Origin of the sequence: Nitrosomonas sp. (assembly GCA_031316255.1) — a bacterium.
In the GTDB taxonomy this organism is placed as follows: Bacteria; Pseudomonadota; Gammaproteobacteria; order Burkholderiales; family Nitrosomonadaceae; genus Nitrosomonas.
On sequence record JALDQW010000001.1, the window covers coordinates 2,907,221 to 2,932,822 of the forward strand.

Consider the following 25,602-nt stretch of genomic DNA (forward strand, 5'->3'; position numbering starts at 1 on the left):
AGGTAGTCTGTGAGGCGTAATAGATTCTAAATTTATGGATTTTAAATTGAAATATAAAAAAAAATTCTTTTTTATCTTTTATGTCCTGTACGTGAAATTTTGAGTGTAATTTCTCATAAAGATGTTCATTCGCTATAACTTAATTTAGGAGAGTATTAATGAAGAAGCTTGTTTTGTCAGTTGTTTTTACATTGTCTTTGGTGTTATTTGGTGCGCAGGCATCTTTTGCTGAAAACCTGGTAGTTAAAAATGGAGTGGTCTTTATTGCTGATGGTGGGTTGGTTGTGAAGGATTTGAACGGTGTTGAGGTATGTACACCAGAAAGTCTTGTCGATTTGTCTTCTGCAACTGACGTTGTTGTCCAGGAAGATAGCGCAGGCTATGTCGCAGTGGTAACAATCCATCCGCCAATTGACCCTGCGGTTCCGGAAGAAACAATGGCTGATTTTGCAGTTGTCGATGTTACTGCGTGTTTCCCGGAAGTGGTCGTGGATCCAGTTGAAGAAGTTGTGGTTGATGACTGCTATGCTTATCTGGATGGCGACACATTAAATATTCCTTGTATTTTGATTGGCGAAGATATTATCAGCGCAGTGTTCACTCAAAATGGTGGATCTCAAAACTGGAAAGCGCATGGTGCTTTCAAAAATGAAACAGTTTCAGGTCACCACCACGAGCGTCATGGACACGATGATGGCGATAATGACAGATAATCATGTTTTTTAGATCGACGAGGTATTTGCCAAAATTGATCTTAAACTGATTTAATTTTTGTTGCTGAAACTGAGCAGCTTCCATTTAGGAAAATATCTGAATGGAAGTTGCTCAGTTTTTTTATACGGTTTGATTTTATTCAGTTCTCAAAGCGTCAACCGGATTAAGCTTGGCGGCGCGCATGGCGGGCATGACACCGGCGGCAAGCCCAATTATAATGGACACAATCAATGCGCCCAGAACATAATCCCATGGGATATTGACCGGTAAATTGGCAACAAAAGTCTTTAATAACCAGGCAATACCTGAACCTGCAATCAATCCTGCCAAACCACCTAATGTTGATAAAACTATGGATTCGATCAGGAATAAAATGCGTATCCGTGCACGGGTTGTGCCTAATGCGGTCAATAAACCAATTTCCGCAATTCGTTCTGAAACGGCAATATGCATTAATGTAACCATGCCGACCGCACCGACCAATAGTGAAATGCCACCCAAAGCTGCTACAGCAAATTTTAGTACATTTAACACGGTTGAGAGCGTGCTGAGCATCTGTTGTTGCGGAGTTATTGTAAAGTCTTCACGGCCGTGTCGTGCGATCAGAATGTTTCGAATATCCTCAACAACATCGTCAACGGGTACATTCGGTTTGTAGGAAAAATTCACTTCCATTAAACCTTCACGATTGAATACCTCGAGGGCGCGTGTTGTCGGAATAAACACAGTATCATCAAGATCAAAACCAAGAACATGACCTTTTGATGCCATCACACCGATGACCCGGAATCGGGAGCCGCCGGCTTGCAGAATTGCGCCGAGCGGATTTGTGCGGCCAAACAGCTCGGCATGTACTTTGGAACCCAGTACAACATATGCGCGCGGACTTCTTGGATCGTCATTCGGTAAAAATTGGCCTATTGCAACCTGCATGTTAAAAGCACGTGAAAAGTCTGGGCCTTGGCCGTAAAGCGTAACGCGTCTGCTACGTCCATTTGCGCGTATTTCAGCATTGCCGACTACACTCGCGTTGGTATATTGCACATAACGGGAATTTTTTAAAGCAATTGCGTCATCGATGGTCAAAAGACGTGCGTTGCCAATGGCGCCAATGGAGCCGCCATGCGTTGTGATTTTTCCCGGTTTTATCGTAATAATATTAGTGCCGAATTGTGTAAATTCAGATAAAACAAATTTCTGAATCCCATCACCAATCGCAGTCAACAATATAACCGCAGCGATGCCAATAGCGATACCGGAAGCGGATAGCAGCGTACGCAGCGGATGAGCGGTTAATGAGCGGAAGGCGAAATGCAGTGTATCAACCGTTTTCATTTTTTACTTAACGCTTCAACGGCATTCAGTCGGGCTGCTTTGTTTGCAGGCAACATGCTTGCCAATATTCCGGTTATCAGAGCAACCAGGATGCCTGCCAGACTGGCCCAGACAGGCGCCCATGCGGGTAATTGTGGATAAGCTAAACGCAATATCAGGCTACCCAGCTGGCCTAAAAGAAAACCGATCATTGCGCCAGCTAAAGACAACCATAACGTTTCTGCGAAAAATAAGCTTCGAATATCTTTAGCATGTGCGCCGATTGCTTTGAGCAAACCGATTTCGGCAGTACGTTGATTTACAGCGACCAACATCACATTCATCACCAAAATACCCGCAACGATTAAACTAATAGCGGCGATGCCAGCGACAGCCAGCGTCAGCGCATGCAGTATGCGGTCAAACGTTGCCAGAATGGCATCCTGAGTAATCACAGTAATATCTTCTTCGCCATCGTGGCTGTGTTTAAGCGTTTCCAGTATGGCGTTCTTTGCCGAATCGATTTGGTTGTGACTCTTGGCTTCCACCAAAATACGAAATAGCGAGGTTGTATTAAATAATGACTGCGCCTGTTCTACGGGAATTATCACAATTTCGTCAGTATTGAATCCCATGGATTCGCCTTGCGGCGCAAGAACGCCAGATACCAAAAAACGATTTTCTCCCAACCGAACGCGTTGACCAACTGCGTGACTCAGTGGAAAAAATTCCTGGGCCAATTTAGCTCCAAGCACAATTTGAGCGCTGTATGCCGATCCATGTGCAAGAAAACTGCCTTGCGCCAGTTTCATGTGACGGATGGGAATCAGTTCTGCATTGCTGCCAAGCACGGTCACTTCACGCAGCCGGTTGGCCGCTGAAAGCTCAGCTTCGCCGACATTCAATGGTGCGTAGCGTCTAACTTGCGGCAACCTCCCCAATAACTGCGCATCTTTTAGCGTTAAATCGCGAGGTGTCTGACCTAAAACGGCGCCTGGAAACGCGCCGGATGTTTCCGCGCGGCCAGGCAAGACGACCAGTAAGTTGGTGCCAATGGAAGAAAACTGGTTAATAACATAGTTTCGTGCGCCGTCACCGATTGCCGTAAGTACAACAACGGCGGCCACGCCCAGAGCCATGGCGAATACGATCAATAATGAGCGGGTTCGATAGCTGAGAATTGCTTTGAAGGAAAGGTGCAATGTGTCAGTCAGCGTCATGTCTTTTGTCAGCCAGAATTTTTCCATCGCGCAGCATAAGCTGCCGGTGCGCGCGATTACCGAGTTCGCGATCATGTGTAACGATGATTATAGTCGTTCCGGATTCATGTAAATTTTCCAGTAACGATATGACTTCTGCGCCAATTTGATGATCCAGGTTGCCGGTTGGTTCATCCGCAAGTATGGCTGTGGGTTTCATGATGGTGGCGCGGGCTATGGCGACACGCTGTCGCTGTCCTCCGGATAATTCGGATGGGCGGTGCAGGGCGCGGTCAAACAAGTCAAATGCACGCAATGCATTGTTAACACGTGTTTTGCGTTCTTTGGGTGGGATGTCGCTAAGAATTAATGGCAATTCAATGTTTTCAGCGGCCGTCAGCCTGGGAACCAGGTGAAACGATTGAAATACGAAACCAATTTTTTCCCGGCGTATCCGGGCTTGTTCGGCTTCGGTTAGATCGGTCACTGTTTTGCCATCGAGTTCATAATCACCACTGTCAGGTCTGTCCAGTAAACCAATGATGTTCAGCAAAGTTGATTTTCCAGAGCCGGAAGGTCCCATAATGGACACGTATTCACCGTTTTGTATTTTAAGATCGACATGGTCGAGCGCATTGATGCGCTGATCGCCCATATGAAAAATGCGTGTTATGCCGGATAATCGAATCATGATGCGGGTTCATCGGTTTGCCTGGGTTGGACAGTAACACCCGGTTTTATTTCATCCTGATCAAATGAGATCAAGACCTGATCGCCGTCTTTCAGACCGCTGACCACCTCGGTGAAACTCCAGTTCGCCAGGCCGGTTTTAAGTTGCTGCTCGAGTAATTTATTATCGGAACCAAGCAGGTAAATCATATTGTTCTGACGCAACGCTTGAGTCGGAATTCTCAAAACATTCTCACGGCTATCCAGTATTACTTCCACATCGGCGCTATAGCCTGCGAGTAATATACTTTCAGGCGGTTCAGTGAAATTGACTTCAATATCGACGGTCCGCGCCTGCTTTTCAATCTCGGTGACATACGGTGCAATACGGCTGACCTTGCCATGAAAAACTTTTTGCGGCATGGCGTCCAGTGTGATACGCGCCGGTTGACCCAGTTTGATTTTAGGCGCATCGACTTCATCCATCGGTGCGCTTACGTAAAGACAGCTGTCGTCAATCAGGTCTATCACCGGCGGCATGGGTATGCCGGGTGGCGAGGGTGTTGCATACTCACCGATTTCTCCGGTTATTTTGGCAATAACACCTGCAAAAGGCGCCTTAATAACAGTACGCTCCAGGCCTGCATCGGTAACCCGAATCTGTGCATTTGCGCGTTTAATATCCGCAAACGCGGCGTCGCAGCTCGCCTGTCGCGCCCGTGCATTGGCGTCAGCATCTTCTGCGCGTTGGGAACTGATGAATCCCTGATCGACCAGTTGCTGTGTGCGTTGCGACTCACGCCATGCATTTTGCGCAAGAATACAGGCCTCGCGATGGCGTTCCTGCGACATGGTGAGTTGACGTTGAGCAAGCTCACGTTGCGCGATTAGATCGGTACTCCAGAGTTCAACTAAAATTTGATTTATCTCGACATGATCGCCTTCATCCACATGAATTTTTACGATTTGACCGCCCAGAGTAGGCGCCAGGTTGGCGCGTTGACAGGCTTTGATGGTGCCGGCGCGTGTATTGACAACAGTGGCTTCTACATTACCATATGCCACTTTTGCCAATTCAACTTCCAGCGGATCGGGGCGGGTAAAATACCAGAATGCTGCAACAACCAGAATGGCGATGCCGCCAAATAATATAAAGCGAAATGATTTGTTGGATTGTTGCATAATCACGTACGGGATATTTTGTAATAAGGCTTATTGGTCATAATTTTTATAATTTAAAACTGATATTTTACACATTCAATTCATTCGGCTTACGCACGATTCGAGAAAAACATGAATAATGACAGTAAAACTATACTTGATGAAATTATTTGGCGTCACCCGCTTATTTTGTCGAGCGGGGCGCATCCACTCAGTATTGAGGATTTTCGGCCGACGGAGGCCGACTATACCGTCCTGGATTCCAAAACCTATGATGCTATCGAAGCTGAGCGTTTATTCTCCAAGATAAATCATACGCAGACGCAAATGGGACAGATGTGTCTTTTTCGCTCACTGGCACGGCCAATTTCGGATGCGATGGTTTTGCAACACAAACAGGATGCACTGCGGGAGATTGAGTCGAATACGGAGGTTCGCGAAGCACTCAGTAATTTTGTTGTGCGAAGGGCCAAAAAAGAACATGAACTCAAGTATCTGTTATACGGTGAATTTTTAGGTGGATTAACAACTGACGTGCCGGCCGAACGAACCGGAAAACTGGAATTCGGCGGGTTTGGTTATCATCAATACAGAGAGGGCACGCAGTTTGTTGTCGATACAGTGGAGGCATCCAGGGATTTGCCGCAAATACAGAGCAGTTATTTGCAGACTGTAATCAAAACAATACAGGATTTCGAACAATCGCGCGTTTATCAACTGATGAAAGGGCCGGTTTTTCTGGCCAATGATAAATTCAAGACGCGGCAGGAAAAACCCAGGTACGTGCCGTTACCGCGTTTTAGGCCGACGATATTCAAATGGTTGCCGACTTTGATTTTTTTTATTGCCGTATACGCAATCATGTTTTTCTTTGAAATGGTTGCGCCTGAGCTGGGCGCGTCGTATATCGGCTATGGCATTCTGGTTTTAACCGTACCGGTTTTTCCTATTGTCTTGCTGGCCATGGGTGCATCCGATCGCGATTCGGTCATTTATCCCTTGCGACGGTATTACAGGGAAAGTGATGAGTTGGCCAAATTTGTCGAAGCGGTGGGATTGCTGGATGAATTATTGTCCTTTCATCGTTACCGGCAGTCATTGAATGAAGAAATGGTATTGCCCAAGGTGCTCGATGAGCCGCATCATTTATTGCTTGTTGATAGCGCAAAAAACCCATTGCTGATACATGATAAGCCGGACTATGTTCCCAATGACATTACTCTCGATACCGTAGGCAGGCTGTTGATCATTACGGGGCCCAATAGTGGCGGCAAAACGGCTTATTGCAAAACAATTGCCCAGATTCAATTGCTTGGACAAATGGGGTGCTATATTCCTGCAACTTCGGGGCAGCTGGTGCCGGTTGAGCATATTTATTATCAGGTGCCCGATCCGGGTCAACTTGATGCGGGCATGGGGCGTTTCGGTCACGAGCTCAAACGTACACGTGAAATCTTTTTCAATTCTACTTCGCGCAGTTTGGTCGTGCTTGACGAATTGTCCGAGGGAACAACATTTGAAGAGAAAATGACTCTGTCTGAATATATTCTCAAAGGCTTCCATCATCTTGGCGCAAGTACTCTCCTTGTTACGCACAACCATGAGCTGTGCGAGCGTCTGCAAAGTGAAGGCATCGGCCGCTATCTGCAAGTTGAATTTGCTCCGCAGGGCCCAACGCATCATATGATTGACGGTATTTCACGAATTAGCCATGCGGATCGTGTGGCGAGCGCAATCGGGTTCAGCAAGGAAGATGTTGAACGGCATATCGAGAAACACTTGTCGGGTAGGGACAAGAAGCCGGAGTAAGGCAGTCATCATTTGAGACAGTTTTGACTTGGCCTGAAAATGTGGGAATGGAAAACTTAAATTAAACGTGCCTTTTCACCTAGTGGGCATGCGCCATATCAGTGCGCGCCAGAGCAGGGTTAGTATCGAAATAGTTTTTTATACCGCTGAAGATCGCGTTTGCCATTTTCTTCTGATACGACTTGTCGATCAATTTCTTCTCTTCGTGCGGATTGGTTATAAAAGCTGTTTCCACCAGAATAGAAGGAATGTCGGGAGATTTCAGCACTACAAAACCGGCTTGCTCCACGGTTTTCTTATGCAGGCGATTTATCCGGCTGATTTCCTGCAGCACGAATTCCGCAGCCTTGACGCTGTCGTTAATCGTGGCGCTCATCGATAAATCAAGGATAATTTCGCGCATGTCACCTGATTTGCTGGCAATGTTCACGCCACCCACAAGATCACTGCCGGCGCTGTTTGCCTGTCTGGCGAGCCAGCTTGCGGTTGTCGATGTCGCGCCATGTTCTGAAAGCGTGTACACCGATGAGCCGCTTGGGTGCACTTTTTCACTGCCATCGGCATGGATGGACACAAACAGATCGGCTTTATGTTTGCGTGCTATAGCCTGTCTTTGGTTGAGATCCAGATAATAGTCGCCGGTACGGGTCAATACCGCCCGCATGTTCGGCGTCTCATCAATCATGACTTTGAGTTTTCTGGATATGGCGAGCGTAATATCTTTCTCCAGCGTGCCTTTGCCATTTTTGGCGACTGCACCTGGATCATGACCGCCGTGTCCCGGATCAATCGCGACAACAATAATTCTCGGCGGTGTGGGCTTGTGGTATTGAGCAGCATGAAAGCTCTTGGGCAGTTTATTAGTGCCAGTATTTTCCGGGCGGGCAGGTTTCTTTTTCAGCAGGGTTGCGACGAATTGGCCAAATTCATCATGCTCAAACTTGAATTCCGGCTCAGTCTCTTCGATACCTGGATGACTATCAGCGATGGCGGCTTTGTCAGGGTAGTAGATATCCAGAACCAAAAGGTGTCCGTGGTCCGCTCTGGGTTTAATAGTGAAGGCTCGGGGAACAACATCGGTTTTGAGATCGAATACCAGGCGGACAACATGGGGTTTGAATCGCCCGTAACGAATTTGCGCGATTAAAGGATCAGCGGGGTTAATCTTTTCCGGCAAGGCTTTGATGACTTGATTGAGCGTTACATTTTCAAGGTCAATAAAAACCCGCCCGGGATTGACCAGCATCCCCAGTTCATACTGGATAGGTTGATTGGATTCCAGGGTGATGCGCGTATAATAATCGGCCACACCGACCCGTGCCGCAGTAATAACTGTCTCAGCCGCCTGAGCAGGCTTAAAATTAAGCGACAGCAAACCAGCCAGCAGTACCAGTATGAATAGCCCGATATGCATTTTAATGAAATGCAATCTGCGGCTAAACACAGATCGATCAACTGGAAAAAACGTTGACGATGCTGCAGTTATCATGATTGTGGGTACTGCTAATGCTTTAAATCGCGTAAACATTGCTCTCCTGCATCCGTATCAGCTTTAATCGAGAGATTCCGGCCGGTTTCCAGAATCTGAAAATTGATATCCAGGTCTGCGTCGGGCAGCAGCCCAAACGCTTTTTCCGGCCATTCAATCAGGCAAATTGTATCCGCATTAAAGTAATCCCTAAAGCCTGCTTCTTCCCATTCATAAGGGTCGTTGAAACGATAAAAATCAAAGTGATACAAGTATAACCTAGAAAATTTATAGATTTCAACTAAATTATAGGTCGGGCTTTTGACAGCATGCTGATGACCAAGTCCGTGTAAAATACCGCGTACCAGGGTTGTTTTACCGGCGCCAAGGTTTCCGTTGAGAAAAATAACCAGACCCGGTTTTAAAACAGCAGCTATTTTTTTACCGAGAGCGAGCGTATTCGTTTCATCAGCAAGATAAAACGACACGCTTGATTTTGAATTTGGATCGTGCGTACTGTGCAAGAAAAAACCTCCTGTAATAATCGTAATAACCCGGAAATAAATACAACCCGTCTGGCCCTTGAAATCAAGGCATGGGGCAAGGCGCTCGGTTTTCAGGATGTACGTATCGCCGATGCGCATGCAGATATGGCTGGCGTCGAATCCGGAATGTTTCAGTGGCTTGAACAAGGATATCACGGTGAAATGGATTATATGGCGAGACATGGCACCAAACGAACGCGGCCGTATGAACTCGTTCCGGGAACGAAACGGATTATCTCTGTACGCATGAATTATTCTCCACCCAAAGCGGCGGACAGCTGGTCGGTCATCGGTGATGGCGAAAAAGCATACATATCGCGTTATGCACTCGGGCGTGACTACCACAAGGTGTTGCGTTCGCGTATGCAGAAGCTTTCCGAAAAAATTCAAGATGCCATAGGCCAGTTTAATTACCGTGTATTTTCGGACAGCGCCCCCGTCATGGAAGTTGAATGGGCGCAGCAGGCTGGTCTAGGCTGGCGCGGCAAACATACGCTGCTATTATCGCGGCAGGCCGGGTCGTTGTTTTTTCTCGGCGAAATTTACACCGATATGCCGTTGCCCGTCGACGAATCCATCGGTACACGGGGAAGTTTCTGCGGCAGTTGCACCAAATGTATCGATGTCTGTCCTACACAGGCCATTGTCGCGCCATTTAAAGTGGATGCCCGCCGCTGCATTTCCTATCTGACAATCGAATTGAAAAACAGCATCCCGGAACCGATGCGCCCTTTGATCGGCAACCGCATCTATGGTTGCGATGACTGCCAGCTCGTCTGCCCATGGAACAAATTTGCACAGGTCACCGAAGAACCGGATTTTAATGTGCGTCATGGCCTTGACGATGTTACGCTGGTTGAACTGTTCCGCTGGAGTCAGCAGGAATTCGATGTCAAACTCGCAGGCAGCCCGATCCGGCGCATCGGTTATCAACAATGGCTGCGTAATATTGCCGTGGGGCTCGGTAATGCGCCGTATTCGCAGGATATCGTAAAGACATTGGAAAGCCGACTGGACGACCCGTCCGCGATAGTGCGCGAGCATGTGCAATGGGCGCTGGAACAACAACAGATAAAAAAACCTTAGGAGAGTAAATCATATGAGTCAGGAACTAATACTCGGTACGCCGCTCAGTCCGGGTGCAACCAAGGTTATGCTACTTGGCAGTGGTGAATTGGGCAAGGAAGTCATTATCGCGTTGCAGCGGCTGGGCGTGGAAACCATTGCTGTCGACCGTTACGCGAATGCACCGGGGCATCAGGTCGCGCACCGCGCGTATGTCATCAACATGGCTGACGGTCAGGCGTTACGCGCGCTGATCGAACAGGAAAAACCGCATATCATTGTGCCGGAAATTGAAGCTATCGCAACCGATATGCTCGCACAGATCGAGCGCGATGGCCTGGCGACCGTCATTCCGACCGCACGCGCCGCACAACTGACCATGAACCGAGAAGGTATTCGCCGTTTGGCCGCGGAAACGCTGCAACTGCCGACATCGCCGTATGTGTTTGCCGACAGCCTAGAAGAACTCAAAACAGCCATTGACCGGGCCATCGGCTATCCCTGCATCGTCAAACCCGTCATGTCGTCATCGGGCAAAGGACAGTCGAAAGTGGATACGGCCGCCGATGTCGAAGCCGCCTGGAATTATGCCGCAAGTGGTGGACGTGTTGATCAGGGGCGGGTGATTGTCGAAGGTGTGATTCAATTCGATTATGAAATTACCCAGTTGACCGTGCGGGCGAAAAATGAAGCCGGCGAGACGGTGACGCATTTCTGCGAACCGATCGGGCATGTACAGGTGCACGGCGATTACGTCGAAAGCTGGCAGCCGCAAGTGATGTCGCCCACCGCTTTGCAACGCGCACGTGATATTGCCAAACGGATTACCGACAATCTGGGTGGTTTGGGGATTTTCGGTGTGGAATTGTTCATTAAAGGCGATGATGTCTGGTTCAGCGAAGTCAGTCCGCGTCCGCATGATACCGGCATGGTGACAATGTGCAGCCAGATCCAGAGTGAATTCGATCTGCATGCACGCGCTATTCTCGGTTTGCCGGTTGATGCCAGCCTGCGTGCGCCCGGCGCCAGTGCGGTGATTTATGGCGGTATGGAAGCGAAAGGCATTTCGTTTAAAGGGGTGCAGGCTGCACTGCGCGTGCCGCAAAGCGATATCCGGCTGTTCGGTAAACCCGAATCATTCAAACGCCGGCGTATGGGCGTGGCGCTCGCCAATGGCGGCGATACCGATGAAGCCCGTACCCGTGCTAAACTGGCCGCGAGTCAGGTTATTCCCATTTTGAAATCATAAATGAAAACACATCAACAGGAAAAAATTATGAATACTGCACAGCTCAACGCCGACCACGGCATCGAAGGAAAAATTGAATTTATCGAGGGCAACGGCGGTTTGCCGATGATTCAGGTAAGCACGCCAAAAGCAACAGCGTTGATTTCTATCCATGCCGGTCAAGTGCTTTCTTATCAGCCCGCAGGTGAAGACGACATCTTGTTCTTGAGTCACAAAGCCTATTACCAGGACGGTAAAGCGATCAAAGGCGGCGCGCCGATTTGCTGGCCGTGGTTCGGTCCCGACCCGGAAGGTAAGGGGCGTCCCGGACACGGCTTTGTGCGCAACCGTCCCTGGAACGTCATCAGTACCCAGGCTATTTCAGATAACAGCGTCAAAGTAACACTCGGGTTGTCGGATACACCTGAAACCATGGACATCTGGCCGCATGCCTTCGAACTGACGCAGGAAATTGTCATCGGCGATTCGCTCAATATCGCCTTGATCACACGCAATACCGGTTCCGAACTGTTCACTATCACTCAGGGCCTCCATACCTATTTCAAAATCGGCGACATCACGCAAACCAGTGTGCTCGGTTTGCAGGATTGTCCGTATATCGACAAGGTTGATAACAGCGCAGAAAAAACACAGACCGGAGAAGTCACCATTGCGTCAGAGGTCGACCGTATATACCGGAATGTCAGCAATACGCTGATCATCGACGACAAGGCGCTTAACCGTTGTATCCAGATTCTTTCGCAGGGCAACAGAACCGCCGTGGTGTGGAATCCCTGGGAGAAAATCTCCAAAGAAATGGCCGATCTTGAAGATGCGGATTATCAGCGCTTTATCTGTGTAGAAACCACAAACGCGGCTCATGATGTGATCGGAATTGCACCGGGCGAGGAATTCAGACTGGTGGCGGATTATCGGGTGATGAAGTGATATTGTAGGGATTAGTGAAACGTAATCCACCATTATGACGGTTTTCAACTGATTACGGTGCATTGCGCTACGCTTAATGGCACCCTACAGTACCGGATTACATTGGGGAAAGCAATCAATGAAAATTTGCTGGTAGTGATCCACACTTTCTCTGAAAATGATAACGGTGCCATAATACGCATTATTTCAGCCCGGAAAGCTACAAAAAATGAACAACGTCAATACGAGGAAAGCAGATGAAAGACGAATATGATTTTTCCAAAGGAGAACGCGGAAAATTTTACCGGCCAAATGCCGAGTTAAGTCTTCCGGTGTATCTTGATCCTGATGTGTTTGACTATCTTTCCGCCAAGGCCAAGGCCAAGGGTATAGAAGTTAACGCTATGGTTAATGATTTGCTGCGAAAGGATATTGATTTGATTGAAGGGGTGAAGTGAACTTTTGTGCTGCTTGATATTGTATAGCAATTAGTGAACAAAAATAGAGTCAAATAAATGTTGTATTGCAAGACCTGACGTTTAGATCTTGGGGGTTATAAGTGGGGAGCACCTTAAATGTTGCAATGCAAGACGCGACCCCTTTGCCCCGCGTTGTAATGCAAAACGCGATCCCTTTGTCGCGCTACCCGTTTTTCGTGTGACCCCGTTTTTCGCAGGACGGCTAATGGGTGACGCTTAGATCTGGTTAGGTCCAATAAGCTGGTGTGTGATAATTCTGCTGGAGATTCAGCGTAGAATTATTTAATAAAATTTTTGATTGGCGCTTAAGGCTAAAAAATGTTTGATTTTTCATGGTTTTCGATTCCGAAATTTATCAAAATTATAATTGATTTTCTTAAAATTAAAATTAACTTACAGACAATAAAAGATTCTGAAAGTAATGAATTCGAGAAAAAGAATACAAAAACTATTGAATATCTCGAGAGAGTCGTCGATGCATTAGAAAAAAGAGATTGGGATTATTTAAATAAAATTTCTACAGCTTTTACAAATTATCTTGACAAAAGAATAAATAGAGAAACTATAAATAAATTATGGGAAACACTTAATGAAGCAGTTAAAAACAAATCTTCAGAATCTGCAATAAATATATTTAAAGTAGAAATTTCAAAGATTAAGCTTGATTCAAAAGAATCTCAAAAGAATTGTTCAAAGGAATCATTAATAAATTCAAAAGACCGAAGAAAATTTGTTATTGGTAGTACTGCTTTAGGTTTGGGAGGTTTGGGAGGATATCTGGCAAGACCTAAAATTAATAGTTTCTTCTCTCATAAATGGGAAATGTCAACCTTTTTGCTAAACCATCAATTTGGAGAAAATGGAAAACATACTAACTATCCACCATTTGATTTTATTGGGGATAATGAAATAATTCTCTCCAGAGTTCCTTATTTGGTTAGTCAGCGTATTTATGAAATGACGGACGGAAGCTTTCGTATTGGAATTAGGTCCGAACCTATATCGGATTCAAATCAAGCTATAACTCAAGTTAGTAATGGAATTAGACAATGTAGTTTCAGCGGGCTCTATTATAATGACTATGATAATTATTCTCTCTTGTTTGGTGTTGGTATACCATTTGGTCTTAATGTTCAAGAACAGACAGCTTGGCTTTACTACACAGGAAAAGGTAGCAGAGGGGGGCTAACGATTATGCAAAAGGAATACCAAAATCATGGACTAAATATTATTGCTTTTCCAGCAGCTGCTACAGGTAGCCAGATGGGGGGATGGTTTCATGAACCTATCAGAACTATAGATGATTTCATCAAATGCACCGTAAATGATCGCTATAGAATGAGAATCCCTGGCCTTGGTGCAAAGGTTTTAGAAGATAATTTTCTAATTAATACTGTTCGAACTAAAAAACCTAGCAATGAGAGTAAAGTAACAATTCCAGCAAACAAAATTGCTGAAAAGCTTAGAAACGGAGAAATTAATTCAGCAGAATTTATTGGGCCATACGATGATATGGTTTTAGATTTGCATAATGCAAATAAGCAAGGGGAGAAAATTTATTATTATCATCCCGGTTGGCATGAAACAGCTTCTACTTTTGATATTCAAGTGAATACAGATTATTGGGAGAAATTACCTAAAACGTACCAAGAAATCTTTAAAGCCGCGTGTGCAGAAATTTATGTGAAAATTTTAGCTGAATATGAATATAAAAATAGCCGTGCATTAGTAGAATTAAAAAATAAGGCAGGAAAAGGGAAAAATGTGTTATTGCGAAAATTTCCAGATGAGGTTTTAAAAGAACTATATGTGGCTACTCAATGCACATTAAAGAGTTTAGAAAATGAAAAAGGATTTAAAGAAATTTATAGTGAATGGCGGTCATTTAGAGATGATATTAGAAACTGGACTAAATTGAATCAATTCAGTCTTAGTCAGTATAAAGAGTATGAGGAATACTGGGAAGAAAAAAAACAAAATTGCGAAACCCCGTATTCAAAAATCAAGTGCACCACCGTATCCTAAACTTACTAAATAAGTAAGTGCAGTAACCAGCGCAGTGCGCTTAATGGCCCCCTACTATATTCCATACCCGCGACTAATGTGCGCGGTATCCGATAAAAAGGGTTGTTTGAAAATGGCTGCGTCACGTCTTTTTGACAAATTCGGATTTCAATTTCATCGCGCCAATACCATCAATTTTGCAATCAATGTCATGATCGCCTTCGACCAGGCGAATATTTTTTACTTTCGTGCCGACTTTGATCACTGAAGAGGTTCCTTTGACCTTGAGGTCTTTAATGACGGTAACGGTGTCGCCGTCCTGGAGTGCGTTACCATGGGCGTCATGTATGATGCGTTCGTCGCTGCTATCACGGGACGCTGCATCTTTTTCCCATTCATGTCCGCATTCGGGACAGATAAGCAGATTGCCATCCGCGTAGGCATAGGTTGAATCGCATTGCGGGCAGTTGGGTAAGTCAGACATGAAAATCCTTGTTTAAAGAACTGCAAAGCCACGATTATAGTGCAGTCTTGAATCGGGGTACAATGCCGAATCGTTGCCTCGTAGCGTGGATCAGCGAAGCGCCATCCACAAAACTGAAAAATCATCAAATCCGGTATGCATCTGATACCGGTTCAGTTCAAGTCAAATTTAATGTATCCGAAAATTCAGCACAAGCAATGTGTTCGAGGCATTTTTTTGCGCGTGCACTCACGCCGGCGCCATGATTAAGGTAGGAGCGGGCGGCCTGACTGGGTGAATAATGGCTGACTGTATAGCCTTGGGTTTCGATTTCGTGTGCCGATAGCGCTGTGACCGTCAATTGGCCTTTAGCTAATTTGATGATTTCAAGTTTTTTGCCTTTCTTACCGACGATAATAGCCGTTTGACGATGATGATTCATGACCACGGTAGGCTGCATGTTAACGTTCCCGGATTGAAGTCAGGCTGCGGTGTGAATCGTTCTTAGCATATTCTGAACCATGCGCATTACAAAGCGATTGCGGCTTTTGTCCCAGGGTGTGAATCTGGGCAATTGATAGATGTCGGCATTTCCCTGGGCCGCGCCCCAGGCAGTGGAGACAGCGGCATCAAAACCGATTTCCCTGATCATGGCGGCGTGTTTCTGCAAATAATCCTGTCCCGGTTTGCCGTTCGGATAGGCAAACAGACGGACGGGAGACTTGATGATGTCTTCCAGAAGTTTTTTGCCATTTTCGATTTCAGTGTAGGCCGCTTCATTATCCAGGCGCGTAAGAATCGGGTGATTAACCGTATGTCCGCCGATTTCCATTCCGGCATGGTGTAATAGCCTGATTTGCTCGGCGGTCATCATAAAATTTTCCGGCAGTGTGACGGGGATCAACTGTGACAGTTTGTCCAGTTGCGCATATTTTTCTTCGTGCTGAAGATACTTGAAGGTCTCGACCAGAGAAAACAGCGTTTTTTGACGTTGCGCCAGCGTTTTGATTTCGTGCTTTCCCAGGCGGATTTCTGTCAGGTCAAGTAAATCTCCGGGGACGCGCCGTATGAGTTCAATGACCTTGTCATTCCACATCATGCCGCCGTTAATGAAACCCGCGGCAATAAAAAAAGTTGCTGTTGCGCCGTATTTTTGCAAAATCGGCAGGGCAACTTCAGCGTTATTGGCGTAGCCGTCATCAAATGTGATGCAGGCAGCCCGGCTCGGCAGGGTGTTCTCTTGCAGTTTTTGAATGGCCTCATGCAATGGCAGGATGTTGAAGTGGCTGGACAGGTAACTGACTTGGGTTTCAAAACTGTCTGCATTTTCATCGCCGTTGAGCAATTCGTCGGGCTGAACGGGAACTCTGTGGTAGAGCACTATGGATAACCGCGCGTGTTTACCGCCTGGAGAGAACAATGAAACAAACCTATTGATACAAGCTGTCTCGAGCCGGGAGAATAGATCAGGCATGATGCGTTTCCTGTGGTCGTTGTCCGCTTAGGATAAATGCGTGGCTGAATGACTGTCCCAGAAACGGGACATGGCGGAACAGCCATTTGACGAACCGCATTTCCATCACCCACTGATAGCGGTACCAGCGGGCCGGTAATATTGGCAACCAGTAGAGTTGAATATGCGTTAAACCGTTTTCCTGCATTAATTGCTTCAGATTATTAATCGTTTCGTAGCGTAAATGCATCGGTTTGTTACGAATCCGGCGGGTGAATTGTTCCCAGATATGCGGCAGACAGCGGCTGTTTAGTGCGTCAATATAGACATGCCCGCCGGGTTTGATGATCTTGGACAGGCCTTTGACGGCATTTGCTGAAGTATCCAAAGCCTGTATGACGCCAAAACAAATCACACCGTCAAAATTATCCGGCTTAAACGGTATTTTGTTAATATCCGCCACGCACCAGGAAATGGATTCTTCCCCTTTTAATCGGGCTTTCTGCAGTGAAGGAAGGGAATAATCCAGGCCAACGATATCAATACCCTGTTCTGCCATGAACCTTGAGTAGGTTCCCGCGCCGCAACCTGCATCGAGCCAGAAGCTTTTTTTCGAGCCATGATTTTTATCGTTCCAGATCGTCTCGAATTTACGCAGCCGCGCATCAAGGCCGGTAGTCGACCAGCCTGCTATACCTGCATCGTCATCTGCCAGTGTGGCAAAATTTTCAAATCTTTTGCGCCAGAGCTTTTCAAATGAACGTGGTTTTTGCATTTAACCTAGAATCCTCAGTTGAGCGTACTCGAGTGTTTGGTTTTCAGGTTGGCTGGCAAGGCGTGAAGAGGCGCATGGCCACGCCATGCAACGATGAACAACGTTGCTAGACGATCTGAGAACCATATAATCGGGTACGTAGCGATTTCACCCATCTGGTGAATAAAGCTAACAGTATAAAACCAATATACACGGAACATTAAAGTATTGAATAGCGATTAACTGAAGGAATCTGGGTTTAAAGTTATTCGGATCGGGACGCATTAATTTTCTGAGCCAGTGATTCATATATTGCTTTGTACGGTGTCACGCTGACAGTCCAGTTGCGTTTTTCCTTTACCTTGAGAAGTCCGTTCTTGATGAGTAGATTGAAGTCCGACCTGGAATAAACGGATTTTAATAACGCAACAAGACTATCCAGATCACCGGCCTTGAACAATAAACCGTCCTCCTGATCGGCGATCAGTTCTTTATGGCCGCCGACGTTGGAGGCGATGCAGGGTTTCCCCATTGCCATTGCTTCCAGAGGTTTCAACGGGGTGACCAGTTCGGTCAGCCGCATTGGCAGTCTGGGATAAACGAGCAGGTCAACAATACTGTAATACTTTTTGACGTCACTATGACTGACTCTGCCAGTAAAGGTGACGCGATCGGCAATATCGAGTTGGGAAACCATGTTTTTTAGTTGATTTTCGGCCTGTCCGCCACCGACCAGTAACAAATGAAAATCCGGGCATTCGTTTTTTAGTGCGGCCATAGCCTTTACTAATAATTCCAGGCCTTCATATTCGTAAAACGAGCCGATAAATCCGAGGATTTTTTTATCGGTTAGATTCAGCTGTGTTAATAGCGCCGCGTCTTTTTCGTTTAAGGGCTGGAACTGGTCGGTATTAACCGCGTTCGGTATGACGGTGATTTTTTCAGCAAAAATGCCGCGCACCTGAATATCGCCCTTAAGGCCTTCACATATGGTTGTGACATGGTCCGAACGTTTGAGCACATTTGTTTCCAGGGCTCTGGATATTTTGTAGCGTAAATCGTTTTCCCGGCAGACGCCGTGACTGACTGCTGCATCTTCCCATGAGGCGCGCATTTCATAAAGCACGGGGATGTTGAATTTTTTACCAATGTATAATGCCGCGAGTCCGTTTAAACAGGGTGAATGCGCATGAATAACATCCGGGCGCTCAACGGGTATGACTGATTTTAGCCGCTGAATTAAAGTCAGGACAACGTCCAATTGATTGAGTACCGGCAGTTTGCTTAAAAAAGTGGGATAGGTGCGATAAAAGGTGAGGCCGTCTGTTTCCTCGATCGGGTCTTTACATTGACTGTTTTCCGAATGTTTGCAACCGGTGACCAAAGCAGTTTGTATCCCCATTTGATGCTGAACGGACAAAATTGAACGCGTACGAAAAGTATAACCGCTATGCAAGGGTAAAGAATGATCAAGCACGTGGAGTACTTTTATATCTTTATCCATAATTCAAGCTTTGTTTAATGTCGCTGATCTGCTTTGTCATTCTGATATTAGCGTCTGTTTGTTGGCCGGACTGATGGGTTCATCGGTGGAACATTATTTGTCTTTCATGATAACCGTTGCATGTTACGTCGATATTTCCGGAATTTTCACATTTTGACGTAGCCGGGTCAATTATTATGTGGCTTCTGTGCCCGTTTGGCGCGCATAAACCGGCATTTGTAGCTTTCAGATTAATATTTTTTGCGAATTATACGGTGGCGTTGCGCAAAATATAATCGGTTGTCAGTTGAAAATTTTAAGGCCTGATGCTCACATTTATGTGAGGACGCTTTTATCAGTAACAGCTGCTGTACACAGTTTTGCCGGTACGGCGGCGGTTCAGTTTAAAACCATTTTAGGCCTCCGCAGCGTTGTCATTCGCTCATGTGAGCGGCTATACTCCGCGCATTCTGTCTTGCTGAGGTCCAAAATGAGTACCAGCAGAAACAGTTCACTCATTGGGAACAGCCCCTAGTTCCCTAAAATTGATGACGCAAGCCCACTGTCCAGGTATTACGATCCCGGTCTACCAAGGCATTTCTATCTTTCAAATTCACATGTTGATAGCCGCCAAAGAGATTGGAACGCCTGCTTAGGTGATACAGCATGCCTGCAGTGAAACTCTCTGCTTTTCGTTTTGCCTCAAAATCTGTGCTATCCGCATGAGACATGCCGCCTTGCAGAACCAAAGTTGCATTACCTATTTTATATTGGCCACCAACATACCATGCCGAACCATCACCACCTGCGTTCATTGCAGAATTACATTGCCTGGAAACCGAGCCGGGAGTGCCTAAAGCCGCAGCGTTAGAACATGTCGCAGCACCCAGAGCGTTACTGACATATTCATACTGTCCTTGAATCTGAAATTGTTTGTAGGACCAAACACCGCCGACGCGTCCTACTTCTTCAGATTTCAGGTTAGCCGTGGCGACATTTTTCTGAATAGTACTCACGTTGTCTCTGGAGTAACCACCAAATATATCAAACTTGTGTTCTTGGTAGTCGTAAGTATATTTACCCATGACTTGAAAATCCCATTCACCATTGGCGCCACCTGTATTACCGCCATTGTTCCCGGCCCCACCCAAAAGACCACCCAATTCAGCCTCAAGACTGTTTGAATCACCCGGCATCATCATGGCTGCAAAGGAAAAACCATTCATTGAAACAGATTCAAAACGTACAACGCTGTTAACTGCTGTGAATGGTCCTGAGCCCAGGCCGTTAGCACTTGCAATCATGGTGCCGCCACTTCCGGCAGCTTGTAGTGTGGTGTAAACAAAAGGGTCAATCGTCCAACCACCCGCATAATCAGCAAATAACGAATGAATCCGACCAAATTTTAATTGTCCCAAGGTATCGATGGAAAGACCCAGATAGCGCTCTCGAGCGGCGCCTATGTTGCCGCTCAAATTAAAACCATAGTCAATTATCGCAAATGCTTTTATTCCATTTCCCAGGTTTTCAGTAATACTCAAACCCCAGGCTGAATAGAAGGTTGGGTCATCTATTAGTGATTGGCTGGAAATACCTTCAACATCAATGACGCTATACTCAGATTGAATGCGGCCACCCATTGAAAATTTTGTTCCATATACCGATGTGGCTATTGACAGTAGGACTATGATTATTATTGTGGAAATTTGTTTATTTTTCATGATTAATTGATTTACTTGCAATACTGTTGATTGAATTTGGGTTTTCTTCAGACCATTTCTATCACTGCAAACGTTGAGGTTATTTATGTGGTGTATGTGATTGGTGATTTACGTGCACGTAAATTTGCTTGTATAGATCTGAATAAACACATAGTTTTAATACACACAATTGATGTATTAGACGCAAAGAGTCTCCTCTCGGTTAAATTGAGAAATATTTAGCGATACTTTAGTAATGTGTTTTAAAAGGGCGGGGGTGGGAGCGTAGGTAGTGGCTTTGCCGTATGACTAGTTACTGGTTTCGGATTACACAGAGTTTGTTGAGCAAAGTAATGGCGGCATACTGCTTAACTTCACCACGTCCTTTTCCTGCTTGATCGCATACTTCGTTACTTTGCAAAGTATCCGCTTGCATGCCCGCCTGAACAGCGTAAGCATCGTAGCCAAAATTGCTCCCCCGTAGCCTGCCACGGGGGATTACATGTTCAATTGTTCATAATTAAGGCTACGGAAGAGCCGTTCCGTCAGAAAATTATCCCAATAATTCCCTTTCTGGCTTACTTCAAGTATCAATTCTCAACGATTTCTGAACCGGTCAAGTGCTTCTAGCAGCATGGCAGGCTGGTCTGGGTTGGTGCTTTCCAGGAAGCGCGTGTAGCCCGTGACGGAATTGGGCATTTCTTTGTCCTCAAACACGGCTTCCCTAACTTCATCAGCCTCATTCATCCACCAATCCAGGCGGAGAACCTCCGTTTCAGCGGCCGTATGGCAATTTTCGCACGAAGGCAAGACGACGCCTCTGTAGAGCGCTGCCTCCGCCATCCAATCTGCGGGAATATAGCCGAGATTCTGTATGTCATTCGGGAGCCCTTCGCCACCGTAAATACCATTGATGAGTGCTATGGTTTCATTTGTCGGATTGGTAAGCAGTACGCCTTCATTAAACTTCTTGAATGCCGCTTCCACATCAGCCAAAGTCATGCGATTGTCAGGAGGCGTGTCTGCCGTGCCACGCGGGGGCGGGTTATCATCCGCGAACGCCATGATTCTCAGATCGTAAAAAAGGAAGGTTGCCCCGGTTTCTCCAGTGCCCCCGGCATAGCCTTCTGGCGGCATGGGAGATCTTGCATTATCGTCACCCCCGTGGCACGCAAAGCAGGCAGCCGGGAGGAATAATTGCTCATTCCGAAAATCGTAGGACGTGCTGGGTAGCCGGATACCGGTGGGACCCGTGTCGAAGACATAGAACTGGGTAATCCGTCCATCCCCGCCGCTATTCGTGGCACTACCCCCGTTCTGGTCTTCATTGCGATCCCTTTCGCGTTTGCCATCGTGATCCTCTTCCCGGTCTTCATCGCGCGTCCCTATAGCATCTCGGCCGCTCCTTGTGTTGTTGCTCGCTATGCTCATGGGTCCCGGCGAATACTCCATATTGATTATCGAGACGGCATTCTGATCGGTAAGGGAATCGATCTCGGTGTTGTAATTGACGGTGTGGAAAGCAACGTTGCCTTCAAACCCGGGCCGCTCGTCAATCACCATCTGAATCAAACGCCAAAATCCCACATCACCGTTACTGTAAAATCCCTTGGCTTCGACGATGGTATTGATCGGATCGTTGAAACCATTCGCTTCCCTCCAGTCTTCCAGGTTTGTTTTTTCGTCGTTTGGATCTATGGTTTTATAGTAGGATTCGGCCACACCTAAATCGTCTACTCCGTTAACCTTCAGGGGTTTATTGGGCACCTGCTGTGCCAAGGTTGTGCCTGAGGCCGTGATACAAAAGGCCGCGACAGTAATTATCGCCAATCGTGTAGCCATAACCTGCTTAAAATTTAACGTACTTCGACTCACTTTTTCTATATTGCTATAAGTTTTCATTTCACATTCTCCATATTTATTTTCCGTATAAAAAAGTACAAACGTTTTAATGTATTCTTGTCGTATCACCTCCTTGGTACGCTTTACTGCCTGCGACTTATTATTAATCACCGTTATCCCTGTACACAGTACAAAGCAATATATGTGCCAATTAGTTTTTATAGTTGTATAACAATAGGTTAGGATAATATAAGGATGTGGCGATATGCCGTAGTGGAGAAAAGAAAACAATAGACGTCTTTTTTTGCAGACAAAGTTTCTGCCCGAGGAATTTCCAATTAATCCCGACTTCAAATAGAAGCTGCTAGTCAGCTGTCCGAGAATAGTGGTCGTAGTGAGGCAAAGAAATTTTGGCTATATTTTTCGAATATTTGAGGTGGATAGCTGTTCTGTTTAACGAAAATAATCGAAAAAATCTGCAGTAAAGCAATCTATACTCGGACAGGCTCCTGGGTTAGTACTGCGGGAAGGTGCGCGTAAGTTGCGGAGAGTGGTGATTGAATCGGAAGCGACCTGTCAATCAGTTTACAATAGCTTCCGGTGTCAGCGTCTATTTTGAGATAAACCACATTATAAAAACAATGACATTAGGATTAAACTGGTAAACCTTGGCGCTGTTTTCTGAAAAAAACTGGCTAAACATCAATACTGAATGACAGAGTTGTCCCTTCAAGCCATAAAAAAGAAAATTTTGGTTTAAAGGAGCGTTGCCTGCTCATCTGACAGGAGCTGGGAAGATTTAAATTGTATTTCTATTGACTCAGACGCTCAATATAAGCCCGGATCACTGTATCATTTCTTGCGTAAGTTCTTTGGCAGTCCGCCGGAGTTAGTGGAATACCTGCAATTACCGATTTGTCTGTTTGAGCAGACGTAATAGATTGAAGATTGAACTAATGTATTGAATTGGAGAAGATAATTATTGTCTCTCTACTAGACTAATATAATCAAGGCGGTAAAATAAAACCTGAGTAACAACAAATCATTAAGGAAATCAACGATTGCACAGGCAAATATAAAATGATGGCGAAACTGGTAAGACCGTGAGTAGAAGAACTTGTAAGTAATACAGCACATTAAATGCGGCTCCGTGCTTAGGCTTTACTCAGTGAGTTTCTCAGGGATAGAGACACAATTTCACAAAAAATCCGAATGTATGGCAGCGATCTTTTACCTGCTCAAAATCAATGATTAAAAGCTTGGCATAAAGTGAGCGTCCATGTATGTTACTTGAACGGGGATAGTCAAATGAAGTTTAAGAAGTTTTATGTATTCTTGATGTAGCCAAAACGAACCGAGCATTCAGTTTTAATTTGCTGTTAAACATCGGAGGGTCATATGTGTGGCTATTTGTCGTTTCTCCATTTTCTTATTGCTTTATCTCACCATTACATGTATAAGTAATTCTGAGTTTTATATTTTATATAAACTTGATACCACGCCCAAACAGCTAATCTGTGAAGTACGAATCCTAAATAGCCTCATAACTTGTTGATCTAGAGCGTTTCATAAAGATAGTTGCGTCAAGCTATATTATACGTGCGTTGTATACTGCGACTATTTATCTCTAAAGCCAAAGGCAAATATTCATCCGAGTAAGCGGTAAGATCGGTTTGATCTAACCAAAGAATATGCACTATTGTCCGCCAAGATAATACATTTGAAATTGCCGGATAACAAAGCTGCTTAAGTCGCTCAAATATAAACTCACTTCGTTATTATTAACTAAGCACATAATCGCTTATTAGAAAGAGCGGTTAATGGCGCTTGTCTTTAAAAGAGAAAAGATGAATCATTTTAATTTGTTAGGACTCCCTGAAACCCTTAATCAAACGCTGCATCAGATGCAGTTTAGCAAGCCTACTCCCATTCAGGCTCAAACAATTCCACATGCACTGGGCGGGCATGATATTTTGGGATCAGCTCAGACAGGAACAGGAAAGACAGCCGCCTTTGGTATCCCAATTGCTGCCCGATTGTTATCAAATCAGCGTGGATCAGCATTAGTGATGACACCCACACGTGAATTGGCTTCACAAGTGATGCAACAATTGCAGGCTATACTTGGCAAAAGCAGTCAAGTCAAAACAGCGCTGCTGATCGGCGGCGATTCCATATCGAATCAGCTAAAACAGCTTAAGAATCGGCCGCGATTGCTGGTTGGGACGCCAGGTCGCATTTATGATCACCTTCAGCAAGGCAATCTTATGCTACATGATACTGACATTCTGGTGCTGGATGAAACCGATCGCATGCTGGATATGGGTTTTACAAGTCAGATTGAAAAAATTCTGAAGTTTATGCCCAAGACACGCCAAACAATGCTGTTTTCAGCCACCTTGCCAAATAATATCATCAAGATTTCTGAGAAATATCTCAACAATCCGGTACGCGTCTCAGTAGATAGCGCACTTTCACCGGCAAAAAATATACAACATAATGTTCTGCGAGTTTCTGAGGAAGGGAAATATCCAAGTCTGTTATCCGAACTGGACGTGCGCAAGGGTTCAATAATTGTATTTGTCAAAACCAAATTTGGTACAGAAAAAATGGCAAAAGAGCTCTCCAAGGCAGGTCATGATGCTGATGCTATTCATGGAGACCTGCGTCAAAATAAACGAGATCGCGTCATTGCAAATTTCAGGAATCGGAAGTACCGTATTCTCGTTGCCACCGATGTGGCAGCACGAGGATTGGACATCCCGCATATTGAGCATGTTATCAATTATGACTTACCGCATTGCGCAGAAGACTACATTCATCGAATTGGAAGAACAGCAAGAGCTGGCGCATCAGGTTCAGCCATGTGTCTCTTAACGCCAGCGAATGTCGAAAAATGGAATGTAATTAACCAACTGATGAATCCCAATGCGGCCAAGATGAAGACAAATGAGCGCAGACACACAAAGCGTTTAGGGAAATCCCTCGACTTTAAGAATAAGGGGAGAAAATTCGGTAGAAGTGCCAAAAGAGAAGCCGCTTGAGTAGAAACTATAGAAAAAACTACCTAACAGTCTAGAGGCAACCATGTTACTCTTTGTAAATCGATATAGTCTCTCAGAGGGTGGTTAATAAAAATAACGCTCTATCAATATTAACAATACTAATTAATAGAGCGTCACTTGATGTGTTGTAGGTTTGAAAATAATGTAAACCGCATACAACGTGCAACCATCCTTCTTCACACTAAAGGGAATCTCTTGAAAAAATTATTCGTTGGGAATCTACCTAGCAGCGCAACTGAAGACAGTGTATTAAAGCTATT

Annotated in this window: 21 protein-coding genes; 8 read left to right on the forward strand and 13 right to left on the reverse strand. The window is 45.5% G+C overall.

Annotation, left to right across the window (positions count from 1 at the left end; translation table 11 throughout):
- The first annotated feature begins 158 nt into the window (after positions 1 to 158).
- On the forward strand, positions 159 to 713 hold the full coding sequence (locus tag MRK00_12960; GenBank protein MDR4518282.1) for a hypothetical protein: 555 nt from the start codon (positions 159 to 161) through the stop codon (positions 711 to 713).
- 136 nt (positions 714 to 849) lie between these two features.
- On the opposite strand, the gene MRK00_12965 is transcribed toward MRK00_12960, so the two are convergent.
- The 4 genes from MRK00_12965 to MRK00_12980 are packed head-to-tail and all read right to left on the reverse strand — an operon-like array spanning position 850 to position 5,078.
- Positions 850 to 2,049, reverse strand: coding sequence for an ABC transporter permease (locus MRK00_12965; GenBank protein MDR4518283.1), 1,200 nt, complete (start codon positions 2,047 to 2,049; stop codon positions 850 to 852).
- Positions 2,046 to 3,248, reverse strand: coding sequence for an ABC transporter permease (locus MRK00_12970; GenBank protein ID MDR4518284.1), 1,203 nt, complete (start codon positions 3,246 to 3,248; stop codon positions 2,046 to 2,048). Before MRK00_12970 ends, MRK00_12965 begins: the two co-directional genes overlap by 4 nt.
- A complete protein-coding gene (locus tag MRK00_12975) occupies positions 3,235 to 3,918 on the reverse strand; it encodes an ABC transporter ATP-binding protein (protein ID MDR4518285.1) in 684 nt (227 codons plus the stop codon). The genes MRK00_12970 and MRK00_12975 overlap by 14 nt, the downstream gene beginning before the upstream one ends.
- Positions 3,915 to 5,078, reverse strand: coding sequence for an efflux RND transporter periplasmic adaptor subunit (locus MRK00_12980; protein ID MDR4518286.1), 1,164 nt, complete (start codon positions 5,076 to 5,078; stop codon positions 3,915 to 3,917). The genes MRK00_12975 and MRK00_12980 overlap by 4 nt, the downstream gene beginning before the upstream one ends.
- A 111-nt stretch (positions 5,079 to 5,189) precedes the next feature.
- Here MRK00_12980 and MRK00_12985 point away from each other — a divergent pair, with 111 nt between their 5' ends.
- A complete protein-coding gene (locus tag MRK00_12985) occupies positions 5,190 to 6,866 on the forward strand; it encodes a DNA mismatch repair protein MutS (GenBank protein MDR4518287.1) in 1,677 nt (558 codons plus the stop codon).
- Positions 6,867 to 6,945: 79 nt separating this feature from the next.
- Here the strand turns inward: MRK00_12985 and MRK00_12990 are convergent, their stop codons facing one another.
- Together MRK00_12990 and tsaE are read right to left on the reverse strand one after the other, a co-directional pair.
- On the reverse strand, positions 6,946 to 8,394 hold the full coding sequence (locus tag MRK00_12990) for an N-acetylmuramoyl-L-alanine amidase (GenBank protein ID MDR4518288.1): 1,449 nt from the start codon (positions 8,392 to 8,394) through the stop codon (positions 6,946 to 6,948).
- Entirely contained in the window at positions 8,370 to 8,822 is a 453-nt protein-coding gene (gene tsaE / locus MRK00_12995; protein ID MDR4518289.1) for a tRNA (adenosine(37)-N6)-threonylcarbamoyltransferase complex ATPase subunit type 1 TsaE, read from the reverse strand. Before tsaE ends, MRK00_12990 begins: the two co-directional genes overlap by 25 nt.
- A gap of 30 nt (positions 8,823 to 8,852) precedes the next feature.
- Between tsaE and queG the strand changes: the two genes are divergently transcribed.
- The 5 genes from queG (at position 8,853) to MRK00_13020 (ending at position 14,603) form a co-directional block, all read left to right on the forward strand.
- The gene (gene queG / locus MRK00_13000) at positions 8,853 to 9,965 is read left to right on the forward strand and encodes a tRNA epoxyqueuosine(34) reductase QueG (GenBank protein MDR4518290.1); all 1,113 of its coding nucleotides are present in this window, start codon (positions 8,853 to 8,855) and stop codon (positions 9,963 to 9,965) included.
- A 13-nt stretch (positions 9,966 to 9,978) separates the two neighbouring features.
- Positions 9,979 to 11,193 carry a formate-dependent phosphoribosylglycinamide formyltransferase gene (purT, locus tag MRK00_13005; GenBank protein ID MDR4518291.1) on the forward strand — a complete coding sequence of 405 codons (1,215 nt, stop codon included), beginning with the start codon at positions 9,979 to 9,981 and terminating at the stop codon, positions 11,191 to 11,193.
- The gene (locus MRK00_13010; protein MDR4518292.1) at positions 11,194 to 12,120 is read left to right on the forward strand and encodes a D-hexose-6-phosphate mutarotase; all 927 of its coding nucleotides are present in this window, start codon (positions 11,194 to 11,196) and stop codon (positions 12,118 to 12,120) included. It begins immediately after the preceding gene.
- A gap of 236 nt (positions 12,121 to 12,356) precedes the next feature.
- The gene (locus MRK00_13015) at positions 12,357 to 12,557 is read left to right on the forward strand and encodes a hypothetical protein (GenBank protein MDR4518293.1); all 201 of its coding nucleotides are present in this window, start codon (positions 12,357 to 12,359) and stop codon (positions 12,555 to 12,557) included.
- Positions 12,558 to 12,896: 339 nt separating this feature from the next.
- The gene (locus MRK00_13020; GenBank protein ID MDR4518294.1) at positions 12,897 to 14,603 is read left to right on the forward strand and encodes a hypothetical protein; all 1,707 of its coding nucleotides are present in this window, start codon (positions 12,897 to 12,899) and stop codon (positions 14,601 to 14,603) included.
- A gap of 121 nt (positions 14,604 to 14,724) precedes the next feature.
- On the opposite strand, the gene MRK00_13025 is transcribed toward MRK00_13020, so the two are convergent.
- From MRK00_13025 to MRK00_13055, 7 genes are all read right to left on the reverse strand, one after another.
- The gene (locus tag MRK00_13025; GenBank protein ID MDR4518295.1) at positions 14,725 to 15,066 is read right to left on the reverse strand and encodes an alkylphosphonate utilization protein; all 342 of its coding nucleotides are present in this window, start codon (positions 15,064 to 15,066) and stop codon (positions 14,725 to 14,727) included.
- A 157-nt stretch (positions 15,067 to 15,223) separates the two neighbouring features.
- Positions 15,224 to 15,505: a hypothetical protein gene (locus tag MRK00_13030; protein ID MDR4518296.1), complete on the reverse strand. Its 282-nt coding sequence runs from the start codon at positions 15,503 to 15,505 to the stop codon at positions 15,224 to 15,226.
- 21 nt (positions 15,506 to 15,526) lie between these two features.
- Positions 15,527 to 16,519: a polysaccharide deacetylase family protein gene (locus MRK00_13035; protein MDR4518297.1), complete on the reverse strand. Its 993-nt coding sequence runs from the start codon at positions 16,517 to 16,519 to the stop codon at positions 15,527 to 15,529.
- Complete coding sequence (locus tag MRK00_13040; GenBank protein MDR4518298.1) at positions 16,512 to 17,273, reverse strand: class I SAM-dependent methyltransferase; 762 nt, start codon at positions 17,271 to 17,273, stop codon at positions 16,512 to 16,514. Before MRK00_13040 ends, MRK00_13035 begins: the two co-directional genes overlap by 8 nt.
- A 244-nt stretch (positions 17,274 to 17,517) precedes the next feature.
- Positions 17,518 to 18,744 carry a glycosyltransferase, exosortase A system-associated gene (locus MRK00_13045; protein MDR4518299.1) on the reverse strand — a complete coding sequence of 409 codons (1,227 nt, stop codon included), beginning with the start codon at positions 18,742 to 18,744 and terminating at the stop codon, positions 17,518 to 17,520.
- Positions 18,745 to 19,274: 530 nt separating this feature from the next.
- Positions 19,275 to 20,456 (reverse strand): porin, encoded by a 1,182-nt coding sequence (locus MRK00_13050; protein MDR4518300.1) that lies wholly within the window; start codon positions 20,454 to 20,456, stop codon positions 19,275 to 19,277.
- A 576-nt stretch (positions 20,457 to 21,032) separates the two neighbouring features.
- Complete coding sequence (locus MRK00_13055) at positions 21,033 to 22,448, reverse strand: hypothetical protein (protein MDR4518301.1); 1,416 nt, start codon at positions 22,446 to 22,448, stop codon at positions 21,033 to 21,035.
- 1,676 nt (positions 22,449 to 24,124) lie between these two features.
- On the opposite strand from MRK00_13055, the gene MRK00_13060 reads away from it, so the two are divergent.
- On the forward strand, positions 24,125 to 25,321 hold the full coding sequence (locus MRK00_13060) for a DEAD/DEAH box helicase (GenBank protein MDR4518302.1): 1,197 nt from the start codon (positions 24,125 to 24,127) through the stop codon (positions 25,319 to 25,321).
- Positions 25,322 to 25,602 lie beyond the last annotated feature (281 nt).

Coding starts and splice junctions, on each gene's coding strand:
- MRK00_12960 (MDR4518282.1), top strand. CDS start 159: ATGAAGAAGCTTGTTTTGTCAGTTGTTTTTACATTGTCTTTGGTGTTA.
- MRK00_12965 (MDR4518283.1), bottom strand. CDS start 2,049: ATGAAAACGGTTGATACACTGCATTTCGCCTTCCGCTCATTAACCGCT.
- MRK00_12970 (MDR4518284.1), bottom strand. CDS start 3,248: ATGACGCTGACTGACACATTGCACCTTTCCTTCAAAGCAATTCTCAGC.
- MRK00_12975 (MDR4518285.1), bottom strand. CDS start 3,918: ATGATTCGATTATCCGGCATAACACGCATTTTTCATATGGGCGATCAG.
- MRK00_12980 (MDR4518286.1), bottom strand. CDS start 5,078: ATGCAACAATCCAACAAATCATTTCGCTTTATATTATTTGGCGGCATC.
- MRK00_12985 (MDR4518287.1), top strand. CDS start 5,190: ATGAATAATGACAGTAAAACTATACTTGATGAAATTATTTGGCGTCAC.
- MRK00_12990 (MDR4518288.1), bottom strand. CDS start 8,394: ATGTTTACGCGATTTAAAGCATTAGCAGTACCCACAATCATGATAACT.
- purT (MDR4518291.1), top strand. CDS start 9,979: ATGAGTCAGGAACTAATACTCGGTACGCCGCTCAGTCCGGGTGCAACC.
- MRK00_13010 (MDR4518292.1), top strand. CDS start 11,194: ATGAAAACACATCAACAGGAAAAAATTATGAATACTGCACAGCTCAAC.
- MRK00_13015 (MDR4518293.1), top strand. CDS start 12,357: ATGAAAGACGAATATGATTTTTCCAAAGGAGAACGCGGAAAATTTTAC.
- MRK00_13020 (MDR4518294.1), top strand. CDS start 12,897: ATGTTTGATTTTTCATGGTTTTCGATTCCGAAATTTATCAAAATTATA.
- MRK00_13025 (MDR4518295.1), bottom strand. CDS start 15,066: ATGTCTGACTTACCCAACTGCCCGCAATGCGATTCAACCTATGCCTAC.
- MRK00_13030 (MDR4518296.1), bottom strand. CDS start 15,505: ATGCAGCCTACCGTGGTCATGAATCATCATCGTCAAACGGCTATTATC.
- MRK00_13035 (MDR4518297.1), bottom strand. CDS start 16,519: ATGCCTGATCTATTCTCCCGGCTCGAGACAGCTTGTATCAATAGGTTT.
- MRK00_13040 (MDR4518298.1), bottom strand. CDS start 17,273: ATGCAAAAACCACGTTCATTTGAAAAGCTCTGGCGCAAAAGATTTGAA.
- MRK00_13050 (MDR4518300.1), bottom strand. CDS start 20,456: ATGAAAAATAAACAAATTTCCACAATAATAATCATAGTCCTACTGTCA.
- MRK00_13060 (MDR4518302.1), top strand. CDS start 24,125: ATGAATCATTTTAATTTGTTAGGACTCCCTGAAACCCTTAATCAAACG.